The sequence below is a fragment of the Paenibacillus sp. FSL R7-0163 genome (assembly GCF_037969975.1).
Taxonomy (GTDB): domain Bacteria; phylum Bacillota; class Bacilli; order Paenibacillales; family Paenibacillaceae; genus Paenibacillus_AQ; species Paenibacillus_AQ odorifer.
In genome coordinates this window covers 6,849,769-6,859,859 of sequence record NZ_CP150224.1, presented here as the reverse complement: position 1 = coordinate 6,859,859, position 10,091 = coordinate 6,849,769, and the positions used below count along the sequence as shown (strand labels likewise).

General features: G+C 43.2%; 12 protein-coding genes. 2 read left to right on the top strand and 10 right to left on the bottom strand.

Features of this window, described 5'->3' with window-relative positions; translation table 11 throughout:
• Positions 1–311 precede the first annotated feature (311 nt).
• Positions 312–542, bottom strand: coding sequence for a hypothetical protein (locus NST45_RS30120; protein WP_036680631.1), 231 nt, complete (start codon positions 540–542; stop codon positions 312–314).
• A gap of 253 nt (positions 543–795) precedes the next feature.
• Entirely contained in the window at positions 796–1,407 is a 612-nt protein-coding gene (locus tag NST45_RS30115) for a stage II sporulation protein M (RefSeq protein ID WP_036680630.1), read from the bottom strand.
• 108 nt (positions 1,408–1,515) lie between these two features.
• On the opposite strand from NST45_RS30115, the gene pdaB reads away from it, so the two are divergent.
• On the top strand, positions 1,516–2,319 hold the full coding sequence (gene pdaB, locus NST45_RS30110) for a polysaccharide deacetylase family sporulation protein PdaB (protein ID WP_036680629.1): 804 nt from the start codon (positions 1,516–1,518) through the stop codon (positions 2,317–2,319).
• A gap of 50 nt (positions 2,320–2,369) precedes the next feature.
• Here pdaB and NST45_RS30105 read toward each other — a convergent pair whose 3' ends face one another.
• The gene (locus NST45_RS30105; RefSeq protein ID WP_051491135.1) at positions 2,370–3,191 is read right to left on the bottom strand and encodes a PPK2 family polyphosphate kinase; all 822 of its coding nucleotides are present in this window, start codon (positions 3,189–3,191) and stop codon (positions 2,370–2,372) included.
• Between the two features lie 307 nt (positions 3,192–3,498).
• The gene (locus NST45_RS30100) at positions 3,499–4,089 is read right to left on the bottom strand and encodes a KinB-signaling pathway activation protein (RefSeq protein ID WP_036680642.1); all 591 of its coding nucleotides are present in this window, start codon (positions 4,087–4,089) and stop codon (positions 3,499–3,501) included.
• 131 nt (positions 4,090–4,220) lie between these two features.
• Here NST45_RS30100 and gerD point away from each other — a divergent pair, with 131 nt between their 5' ends.
• Entirely contained in the window at positions 4,221–4,907 is a 687-nt protein-coding gene (gene gerD / locus NST45_RS30095) for a spore germination lipoprotein GerD (RefSeq protein WP_036680627.1), read from the top strand.
• A gap of 59 nt (positions 4,908–4,966) precedes the next feature.
• Here gerD and NST45_RS30090 read toward each other — a convergent pair whose 3' ends face one another.
• From NST45_RS30090 to rplM, 6 genes are all read right to left on the bottom strand, one after another.
• Positions 4,967–6,076: an Mrp/NBP35 family ATP-binding protein gene (locus NST45_RS30090; protein WP_036680625.1), complete on the bottom strand. Its 1,110-nt coding sequence runs from the start codon at positions 6,074–6,076 to the stop codon at positions 4,967–4,969.
• A gap of 90 nt (positions 6,077–6,166) precedes the next feature.
• Positions 6,167–6,907 (bottom strand): N-acetylmuramoyl-L-alanine amidase CwlD, encoded by a 741-nt coding sequence (gene cwlD, locus NST45_RS30085; protein WP_036680622.1) that lies wholly within the window; start codon positions 6,905–6,907, stop codon positions 6,167–6,169.
• 78 nt (positions 6,908–6,985) lie between these two features.
• Positions 6,986–8,155, bottom strand: coding sequence for a sulfate adenylyltransferase (gene sat, locus NST45_RS30080; RefSeq protein WP_339824473.1), 1,170 nt, complete (start codon positions 8,153–8,155; stop codon positions 6,986–6,988).
• Positions 8,156–8,192: 37 nt separating this feature from the next.
• Positions 8,193–8,885 carry a phosphoadenylyl-sulfate reductase gene (locus NST45_RS30075; protein ID WP_036680616.1) on the bottom strand — a complete coding sequence of 231 codons (693 nt, stop codon included), beginning with the start codon at positions 8,883–8,885 and terminating at the stop codon, positions 8,193–8,195.
• Between the two features lie 228 nt (positions 8,886–9,113).
• On the bottom strand, positions 9,114–9,506 hold the full coding sequence (rpsI, locus tag NST45_RS30070; RefSeq protein WP_025706574.1) for a 30S ribosomal protein S9: 393 nt from the start codon (positions 9,504–9,506) through the stop codon (positions 9,114–9,116).
• Positions 9,507–9,526: 20 nt separating this feature from the next.
• Positions 9,527–9,964 (bottom strand): 50S ribosomal protein L13, encoded by a 438-nt coding sequence (gene rplM / locus NST45_RS30065; RefSeq protein WP_036680589.1) that lies wholly within the window; start codon positions 9,962–9,964, stop codon positions 9,527–9,529.
• Between the last annotated feature and the right edge of the window lie 127 nt (positions 9,965–10,091).

Below are 10,091 nucleotides of genomic sequence, written 5' to 3'. Positions count from 1 at the left end.
TAATTCTCTAATTTGGACCTCACTTGCGTGATTTCCTACTCACTCGTTGTTCAGTTTTCAAAGATCAATGTCTCTCATTTCGTCGTCATTGTTTATCAGCGGCGACCTTTATAATATATCACAGTGTTAAGCTGTTTGGCAAGTCTTTTTTTTGAAAAATCTTTTTTTTCAATTTTTCTTGCCTTCCGCTTCCCTTTTACACAAGCAAAAGGAGCGCGAGATATAATTTATCATGAGCACTCCTTTTTAGTCAAGCTATTTTATTAAATAATCTGAAAACTTTATAAAACTGTAGCAATTCTCGTATATCTTCAGTGTTTATACTGAGAAGAACGTCCACCCCATGCATACTTGGAAAGCTCTTTCTGAGGAGCGAAGCGAGCATACATCCGGAATACAGTCTTATATCTATTAGCGATGGCGTGCCTGATATTTTGGTCCAAGCGCTGATCACTCAAATCTAACAGCATCTCATCTAGTTCTTTTCTCAAAACATAATCCAGTTCCTTGCATTCCTTTTCGTTAAACAACATTCCCAACATATGCTTGGCCTCCTTCATGAAGTTGCAATTAACACCTTCTCTAAACCCCCAAAACTTTTGTGCATAAACAGTAAGTAACATCTCATGGAGAAAGCTGCCTTAAGATCCTCTTACACTAGATTAACCGGAGTCCTCTTTTTATAACCATAATTATTAAAAATTCCCTTTATGGTTTCGTGTCGATTATATACTCCTTACCTTTAGGCAATCCTTGGATGAACGCCCTTAATGTTATGCTCTATTCCCGGAAGTTTTATGATAAAAGTGAAAAAGTAATTGTACTTTCAATAATGGCTGCAACAAATAACAGGATTACAGTCCATATGGAAGCCGTAAGTGTTTGACGCATGAAAGCAGACCAGTCTGCGCTTCTCTCCTCTTTTCTATCTGTAGATCGAAATAAACTTGAAATCACTTTCCCGCCAAAATGCAGTCCAAAGGCACAAGCGATAATGATTGCCGGAATCTCTATAATCCCGTGTGGCAGTAATCCTTTTACGATTAAATCGAACAAATCCTGTCCTTGCAGTGCGGATAAATGTATCAAGTAGCCAATTACCGCTCCGTTTATAAATAAGAATATAGCTGGCAATATGCCGAACAACGCTCCCAGGAAAATAATAACCACGCCCTTGATGGCGTTATTCAAAAATATAAATACAAAGAAGTTCCATTGCGGATTAGAGGTGTCTCTTAAGTTTCCGCTGATCTCACTTAGCCCTTCCAATTGCTGAACCAATAGTTTTTCCAGACTACTTGTGGCTACCCAGCCAACAACCGCTCCTATTACGAAGAGCAGACAGGATAGCAGCAAAGCCTTGCGGATCGATTTAATATCTTTAACAAACGTGAAGAACGACAACATAAATACCTCCTGAAATTGTGATCTCTGTTTCTTAGGTCATAACCGTGCGGTACGAGCATACATTTAGAACAAACAAGCATTTCGCATGGGAGAGGAGCGCTGTCATTAATGAATTCTTTTTATGTATTCAGCGGCAAAAAGATCAAAAGGTTCATCTATATCTTCGCCGCTGTGCTTCTTGCTGCTGGAGTTGTCTATGTCGAGAGGGGTAATATCACCGTTTTTTCTGAGGCTGGACCTTCTGCCATTTACAGTGTGCCAACAGAGAAGAAGCTGATTGCCCTAACCTTCGATATTAGCTGGGGGGAAAAGAGACCCGAACCAATTTTGAAGGTACTTGAAGACAAGAAAGTGGACAAAGCCACCTTCTTCCTATCGTCACCATGGAGTAAGACTCACCCCGATATTGTAACAAGCATCAAAAACGCAGGATTCGAAATTGGCAGTCATGGCCATAAACACGTCAATTACAGCACTCTAAGTAACGAAGAGATTCGCACTCAGATCACAACGGCTCACACTGTGCTTACAGAATTAACCGGTAAAGAACCCAATCTAATTCGTATGCCTAATGGTGATTTTGACAAAAGAGTTCTGCAAGTGGCCAATGATCTTGGTTACAAAGTCATCCAGTGGGACACAGACTCTCTAGACTGGAAGAACATAGGTGTAGACAATATCGTGAAGCGTGTAACGACTAAAGCACATCCTGGTGATATCGTTCTACTGCATGCCAGCGATTCCTGCAAACAAACTCACGAAGCTCTTCCGCAAATTATCGATGAGCTCCGCAGACAAGGTTATGAATTCGTTACCGTCTCTGAGCTGATCAGCCAAAGCAACGCAGAGGGTAAAGAGGTTCGTGACTCGGCCTCACTAAATAGTGCCTTAGAGGATGCTGCTGGGCTGTAACGCTCCTCCCAATCTTAGGTACCGCAATAGATGTTGGTCTTATCCAAATATTAATGACGCGGGGAAATGAGCTCCGATATGTCGGGTGTGGGGGTATTCAGCTTCGGATAGCTCAGATCCAGACTCTCCAGTGTCTTTACAACGATGGATAAGGCCAAATAGTTGCGGTACCATTGATGATTGGCTGGTATCCAGTACCAGGGTGCTTTATCAATACTAGACTCCTTAAAAACATCTACATATGCCTCTTGGTAATCATCCCAAAACTCCCGCTCCTGTAGATCACTTGCGTCGAATTTCCAGTGTTTTTTGGGATCTTCAAGCCGTTCTTTGATTTTCTTAAGCTGCTTTTCTTTTGAAATATGCAGAAAAAGCTTGATAATTGTCGTTCCCTCTTCCACCAGCATCTCCTCAAACTGCCGTATGTAACGAAAGCGGCGCTTCAAGTCATCCTTTTTCAGTCCCCCATGTACCCGCGGTACCAATACATCTTCATAGTGTGAGCGGTTAAATGCAGAGATGTAGCCTTTAGGGGGTGTCTTTTGATGCACTCTCCATAAGAAATCGTGAGCTGCTTCCTCCAGAGAAGGTTTCTTGAAGCTGGTCACTATAAAGCCTTGTGGATTGATCCCTGAAAAAATGTGTTTAACCGTTCCATCCTTACCGCTGGAATCCATCCCTTGCAGAATTACGAGTAGTGAGTGCTTTTTCTGTGCAAAAAGAATATCTTGAAGTTCTGCCAACCGTTCCTTTAACTGCTCTGTTTTGGCTTCTGCTTCTTTTTTTGATTTAAAGTTACCTGTATCGTCCGGGTCCAGCTTGTTAAGCTGGATTTCATTTGTGTCTTTTATCATATAGCGCTTGATGTCCATATATTCCCCTCCTAAAAGTTTTGTGAGCGTTGCTACGCTTGTATTACTACGTACAAAACTCACTTCGGAAGCATCTACTTAGTTTTGTGAGCGATGCTACGCTTTGTATTACTACGTACAAAACTCGCTTCGGAAGCATCTACTTAGTTTTGTGAGCGTTGCTACACACAAAGAATCCGCTCTATTGTTCTTTAAGATTAACCTCCTCCAGCGGATTCTAATCGTTAGGATACATTCTAGAGCAAAAAACCCCGTCTTCTGAAGGCCAGAGCACGGGGTTCATGATTTGCTGAATTCGCCCCAGCCTTTATCCGGCTGCCGGCTTGAGAATACGGTGAAGCATCAAAATTTGGAATGCATTACAGGCGATGAGCGGAACAACAATAAACACTGTCGCACTATCAACACCTATACGGAGCACGCCGATAATTTCCACAATTGAAATAGCTGTCATAAAAAAGAGGGTTGGAATCCAAGCTGAGATGTTTGTACTTTTCACTTTGAAATAAGACACAATAATGGCAGCTAACAAAATAAAGATTCCTAGTATTAGATCAGACAAGACACTTCTTTCCCCGCCAACGACGGTACGCAAAAAAATCAGTTCAAGCAATGCGAGCACAGAAAGCACCAGTTGTATGTATTTCCAAATTTTTGGTGGGAAAACACCATTGCCCATGTAATTCAAAATTAGATAAGCAAAAAAACCAAGTTGCGCATAAACACTGACAAGCATACCGTAGCCGAATAGTATCAACGGGTATAAAAAGAAATCATCGACACTTTTGAAATCAATTCGGCCGTTCACGAATTGCAGTGCCAGACCTGCGATTACTGCTCCGCCCGCTCCTATTAGAAGGGTTGTCCAAAATAAATAAAACCATTTTTTTATACTCAGCCACTTCACCTCCCCTATGTCAGATTTATTTTACCAAGGATACCGACAAAACACCATTACATCAGCAACATAAATGTGTGTTAATGCGGCATAATACAACTGGAGAATCCTAATAAAGGAGGGCAGCGCCAATGAAATGGAGATTTATCGGATCTGTGGGTTTGGCTTTAAGCTTTGTTATGGCCTTAACGGCTTGCGGAAGTGAGCAGAGCAGTTCTTCTTCTGGTCAGGGCAGTTATAAAGAAATGAAGACCATGGTTATTGATATATTAAAAAGTGAAGATGGGAAAAAAGCGGTTGAGGAATCATTATCAAATTCCAGTTCTGGAGGCACCAGCGGAATGAGTATGAAAATGATGCCACTTCAAACAACAGAGGATATAAAAACCGCTGTTAAAGATACCCTCACTGCACCGGAATATCAAAAGGAAATCGAGAAAATTATGACTGATCCCAAGTTCGCAGGCGATTTTGCTAAAGCCATTCAATCACAAAGCAAAGAATTGCACCTGCAACTAATTAAAGATCCCACATATCAAAAATCCGTCGAAGAAATCATGAAGTCTCCAGAAATGATGACCATGTTTCTTAATCTAACCAAAACACCTGACTACCGAAAGCAATCCATGAAGACCATCCAGGAATCTATGCAGACTCCATTATTCCGGATGGAGGTATTGAATTTACTTAAAAAGGTCGTTCAGGACGAACTCGAGCCAAAGGAACAGAAAAAGGGCGGCGAAAGCGGCGATAAACAGGAAGGCAGCGGCAGCGGTGGTGAAAGTGGCAGCGGTAGCGGCGATGATTCAAGCACATAACAAAAAAGAGGCCTTATCCCACCTAACAAAGTGGGACGGCCTCTTTTTATGCACAATAATTAGTGCTCATATTTCGCAATCAGCTTTTCGGCGATATCAGCAAACAACAAGGCAGTTGGTGTGTCTTCCTTGTATACAGAAGGTGAGAAATCCGGTTCAGAAATATGGTTGTCCGGTGCGCCCAATGGAACTTGTGCAAGCAGCTCCGTATGGAGTGTCTCCGCAAGCCGCGCGCCTCCACCTCTGCCAAAAATATAATCTTTTTTACCACAGTCTTTACACTCATAATAAGCCATGTTCTCAATGACTCCAATAATCTCATGTTCTGTCTGCAGAGCCATAGAGCCCGCTCTAGCCGCCACAAACGCTGCGGTAGCATGAGGGGTCGTAACAATAATCTCTTTGCTGTGAGGGAGCATCTGATGTACGTCAAGCGCCACATCACCTGTACCTGGAGGAAGATCAAGCAGCATATAATCAAGTTCTCCCCAGCCCACATCACCAAAGAATTGGCGCAGCATTTTGCCAAGCATAGGTCCCCGCCAAATTACCGGACTATTCTCACGGATAAAGAAGCCCATAGACATGACCTTCACTCCGAAACGTTCCACAGGAATAATGATTCCCTCTTCTACAACGGGGCCCTCTTCGATTCCCATCATATCAGGGATGCTAAACCCATAAATGTCCGCATCAATCAATCCAACCTTTTTACCTTTTCTAGCCAGAGCTACTGCCAAATTCACAGTAACCGTAGACTTTCCAACCCCGCCTTTACCACTGGCAATGGCGATAAAGTTAACACCAGAGTTCTCATTGATTAATTCATGATCGTCAAGGCCTGCTGCATGTCCCTTAAGTTTCCCCGGTTCATCAGCCAATGGCTCTTCCCCAGCACTCTCTCCGCGAAGCAGAGCACGTTCATAATCGGTTGCATCACGCAGCCGGATATGTACATTAGTGACTCCACCCGCTTCAAGCAACTCACGAACCTGTTGTTCTAGGTCCATGCGACTTTGCTCTTCAGGATCCAGACATACGATTGACAAAGAAATACGATCTTCTTTAATCATAATGTCACGGATCAGCTGTAGTTCCACAAGGCTTTTTCCGGTTTCCGGGTCTGTTAATGACTGCAGTATTTCCTGGATATGTTCCCTAGTCAGCATGGAAAGCACCTCTGTTTCCTTTCCGGAGGAGAATTCTTCCGGAGTTTTTGTCTATTATAGCATTACCCATCTCCTGATGAGTAGTCCCGGCTACTCGGAAGCATAACGAAGAATGCCACGATATATGCTAGTCGCTACCTTGCGTTGATAAACATCATCTCCGAGCAGAACTGATTCCTGAGGGTGCGACAAGAAACCGACCTCTACAAGGATCGCAGGTATTTTTAATGCTTTTAGTAGATAAACAGTATTTACAGTCTTAGCTACACGATCAGTATTCTCCAGTGTAATCTTCAGCTCACTCTGTACAAACTCTGCGATAGCTTTATTATCCTTGTGATTGGGATAGTAAAAGGTCTGCGCCCCGCTCCATCGGTTCGAAGGCACGCTGTTCATGTGAACGCTTATAAAAAGATCTGCGCCCTTCTCTTCAATGCTTCTTACTCTTTGCTTAAGATCTTCAGTCTTGCGCTTAGAATAGCCCTTAGTGCCCTCCTGAGCCAAATCATAATCCCCTTCACGGGTCATCACAACAATAGCCCCTGCCTGTTGCAGGTAATCACGTAAATAAAGAGAGACCGCGAGATTAATGTCTTTCTCAATTAGCCCTTCCCGGCTAACTGCCCCTCCATCTGCTCCCCCATGTCCAGCGTCGATAGCGATCACTTTACCAGACAAAGGCAGACTCCAATAATTTAACGTTTTGGCAGTAGGCATGTCATACGCTATAATGCCGATCATTATAGCCAGCAGTGTTGCGCCCAGCATACATTTTTTGATACTGCTCCATGAGATCCAGACCGAGACTTTACTGTGTTTTCGGCCAGACATAACAAAGACCCCCTCGTCCCGATAGATAATACTCATCTATATGGGACAAGAAGGCCAAATAGTACTAGATAACGATGATTAAGCTGTTACTTCTTGAGTCATCCCTTCAATTAGAATCTGCGCAACCTCAGGTCGCGTAAATTCAGGAGGTGGACATTGACCCTCCCGAAGCAAAGCCCGTACCTTTGTACCCGACAAAGTCATATGATCGTCGCCAGGATGCGGGCAGGTTTTACTGGAAGCCATATTTCCGCATTTTTTACAGAAGAAGCTGTGTTCAAAAAATAATGGAGTAATATCAAGTTCCTCAGCGGTATAATTCGCGAAAATTTCTTGTGCTTCATAAGTTCCGTAGTAATCGCCTACGCCCGCATGGTCACGTCCGACAATAAAATGAGTGCAGCCGTAATTTTTGCGAACCATAGCATGAAAAATTGCTTCTCTCGGACCTGCATAACGCATGGCTGCTGGGAAAACACCTAGAAAGGTACGATCCTCAGGATAATAATTCTCCAAAAGCTCCAGGTAGCTCTTCATTCGTACATTTGCCGGTACATCATCAGACTTCGTCTCACCCACAAGCGGGTTTAAGAACAGAGCGTCTACAACCTCCATAGCGCACTTCTGAATATATTCATGTGCACGATGAACTGGGTTACGCGTCTGGAAGCCTACAACTGTTCTCCAGCCTTTGTCTGCAAATATCTTACGTGTAGCTGAAGGGTCAAAATAAAATTCTCCGAACTTTTCTGGCTGTGGTCTATTCAGCACTGTAATTGGTCCTCCTACATAGGTAGCCGGGCGGGCCAACAGCTTACTTACTCCTGGATGTTCAGGGTCTGTTGTTTTGAATACATTTTGCGCTTCAAGGTTTTGATCAACCGTATAAATACTCTCAATATCCAATAAACCGTAGATCTCGCCATCCTCTTCACCGATTAGAGATACTTTGTCTCCAATAGCTAAACCAGAGACCACACCCTCTTCTACAGCAAGTGTTATTGGAATGCTCCACACTGTGCCATCTTCTAAACGCATGTTTTTTACTACGGAGTGATAATCTTGTTCATTCAAAAATCCAGTTAGTGGAGAAAATGCACCTACCGCTATTAGATCCAAATCAGATAAAGTCCAGGTGTTCACGGCAATCGCCTTATATTCACGTGCAAGCTGCAGCAATTCTTCTCTTTCTTTACCCTCTACTACACGGTTAACTAATGTTCCGCCATGCGGACGTATTGAAGTCATTATCGTCTCTCCTTCTGGGTTCTCACGGGGATAGGTCTTACTTGTGTAATCCGCACTCAGTCTTCTCTGATCCAGCCCAACGTCCAGCACGCGGATCTTCACCAGGCATAACCTGACGTGTACATTGCTCACAGCCGATACTTGGATAGTTACGGTCATGTAGAGGGTTATAAATTACATCATTTTCACGAATATAGTTCCATACATCCTCAGTTGTCCAATCCGCAATTGGATTAAACTTAACCAAACCAAATTTATAATCATACTCAACCTTTTTGGCATTAGCACGGGTAGGTGCTTGGTCACGACGAATGCCTGTAATCCAAGCTTCATATTGAGATAGGATACGAGTCAGCGGCTCTACTTTACGAATCCCACAACATTGGTTAGGATCTACTGTCCATAACGCATCACCGTGTTGAAGTGCTTGCTCCTGCGGAGTGATTTGTGGAGACACTCGTACGAACTCCAGCCCGTATTTATCCGCCATCAAATCTCTGGTCTCATAGGTTTCCTTAAAATGATAATCTGTATCGAGATAAAAGACGTCTGTAGACGGACTAACTTTGTGAAGCATATCAACTAGCACTACATCTTCGGCACCAAAGCTGCAGGCAAAAGTAATGTTAGGAAATGTTTCTACAGCCCAGCGGATAATTTCCTCGGGTGAAGCAGTTTCTAATTCTTCGGCCTTAACTTTGATTAAATCCTCTTTCTCGAGCAGGTTCATTAAGGTATTCCTCCATCCAAAATATTAATCGTATGAATAAATGAGGTAAAAGAAGTAATAAAACCAACTAATTCTATATGAAATAGTATATAACTTTTACTGAGGAAGTCAATGCGTTTCAACCGTTAGAATTAGTAAATAGATGCAAAAAAAGCCCATTTCTTGTGGAAAGGGGCAATAAAAAATAAAACCCTCGGCCATAAGGCCAAGGGTTGAATTCTGTAGATATTAACGTTTCGAGAACTGAGGCGCACGACGTGCAGCCTTCAAGCCGTATTTCTTACGTTCCTTCATACGTGGGTCACGAGTCAGGAAGCCGGCTTTCTTCAATGCACCGCGATATTCAGGGTCAACTTTAAGCAATGCACGGGAGATACCGTGACGAATTGCTCCAGCTTGACCGGAAATGCCGCCACCATGTGCAAGAACGATTACATCGTAGTTGCCCAGTGTTTCAGTCAGGTTCAAAGGTTGTTTTACGATCATTTTCAGTGTTTCCACACCGAAATATTCGTCCATCTCACGTTTGTTAATGACAATGCGTCCTTCACCCGGTACAAGGCGAACACGTGCTACCGAATGTTTACGACGACCTGTCCCATAGTATTGTACTTGTGCCATGAAACTGTCCTCCTCTATTCTTATCCGCGAAGTTCGTAAACTTCAGGTTTTTGTGCTGCATGTGGATGCTCGGCGCCTGCATATACTTTCAATCTCAGCTTCATGTGGTCCCCTTGACGAGTCTTAGGAATCATACCATGAACCGCGAATTCAATTACGCGTTCTGGTTTAGTGTTCAGCAGAGTTTCAGCATTAGTAACTTTCAAACCACCTGGGTGCATCGAGTGACGGTAGTATTTTTTGTTTTGCAATTTCTTACCGGTCAAGTGAATTTTCTCAGCGTTGATTACGATAACGAAATCTCCTGTATCAACGTGTGGAGTGAATTGCGGTTTGTGTTTGCCACGGATCAAAGCAGCGGCTTCGCTGGCCAAACGACCGAGTGTTTTGCCTTCGGCATCAATAATGTGCCAATTGCGTTCAACTTCGTTCGGCTTCGCCATATAGGTGGTACGCATGAATGTTTCCTCCTTGTTCTCGTACGAAAATCTTCTGTTTCGTATATCTTGTTTCTCATTGAATTACGATTATGTGAGTTAAGCAAAGCATTTTTTTGGCATTTTCCTGATCGGGGCTGTGGGATAG